The organism is Vibrio sp. S234-5, assembly GCF_000960595.1.
In the GTDB taxonomy this organism is placed as follows: domain Bacteria; phylum Pseudomonadota; class Gammaproteobacteria; order Enterobacterales; family Vibrionaceae; genus Vibrio.
On sequence record NZ_JZAM01000265.1, the window covers coordinates 1 to 1081 of the forward strand.

At 41.8% G+C, this 1081-nt stretch carries 2 protein-coding genes; both read right to left on the bottom strand.

What is annotated here, in order from left to right; translation table 11 throughout:
• Window positions 1–521: 521 nt before the first annotated feature.
• Complete coding sequence (locus UF06_RS27920; protein WP_045571316.1) at window positions 522–707, bottom strand: hypothetical protein; 186 nt, start codon at window positions 705–707, stop codon at window positions 522–524.
• Between the two features lie 250 nt (window positions 708–957).
• Window positions 958–1081 (bottom strand): transposase (locus UF06_RS24745; RefSeq protein WP_045569239.1); only part of this gene is annotated, 124 nt, incomplete at its 5' end.

Below are 1081 nucleotides of genomic sequence, written 5' to 3' on the forward strand. Positions count from 1 at the left end.
TATTCGTCTTATCCTGCTTTATTTTTAACAGTATAAGATCACGTCAAGATCGCTAATTCAATCTATTTCTAAAAATTTTATCCCGAAATTCGATAAAAAGGTGCGTCAATAACATGCGCGAACCCTGAATCTTTACCCTGCTACCAGGGTTAACGATCTCTTCTTGTTTTACTTTTTCCCACTCATCCGTTTCTTCAGGAGTTAAGAATCGGTAGTCTCGATTGTTACTAGTCACATAAATTTCCTAATTTTCGAATAAGGGCTAACGCCGCGTTAAGGGGTGCAGGCACGCACTACAAAAGCTACCGCACAGTGCCGTAACCACTGAACCCAACGCAAACTAAAAATGCCACGCGTGCCAAATCCCACTTAAACGCTTTGTTATGCTTAAGCTTCAATGACTTACGTTTTACAAAAACCAAGAATAACTCAGCGTTGACTCACAGACAAAAGCCAAAAATCAAAAAACTGGAATGACTCATAATTTTGAAAATCAGACATTGAACTTTGGCCGCTAATACTCAAAAACCTAAGATCATATTGCTGATTGAGCCAACCGCCATAACCTCGCGCTTGCCCGAAAATTGACTGAGGCAACGCTCAGAATTTTTCGCGCCCAAGAATGGATGTCCAGAAAACAGCGCCCGCTGAAGCCAACTTGCCGACAAACTCAAAACTGAAAAGCCAAAGGAACAAAGAAGAACCATAACCCACTGATTTTACGTGATGAAGCATAACGCCCTGCTAAGGGGTGAGCAATGCACTACAAAAGTTACCGCACACCAACTTAATCACAAAACTCACCGCATGCTGAAAATGCCACGCATTGCGAATCCCTCTTAAGCAGTTTGTTAGGCTTGTGCTGACTGTTAGCAATGAACCCTTAGCTTTGCTGCTTCTTTCTTAGGTACTTGCCACTTTTTTCATAGACCAATGTTAACGCAGCATAAATAGGGTTCATCCGGAAAATCGATACTTCGCCTCATGACTGGCTTTGATTTTTAACTCAAAAAATTCCCAATCACGATACCCATAGGCGACTTTGTTCAGCGTCTTTATTCGGTTGTTCACACCCTCTACT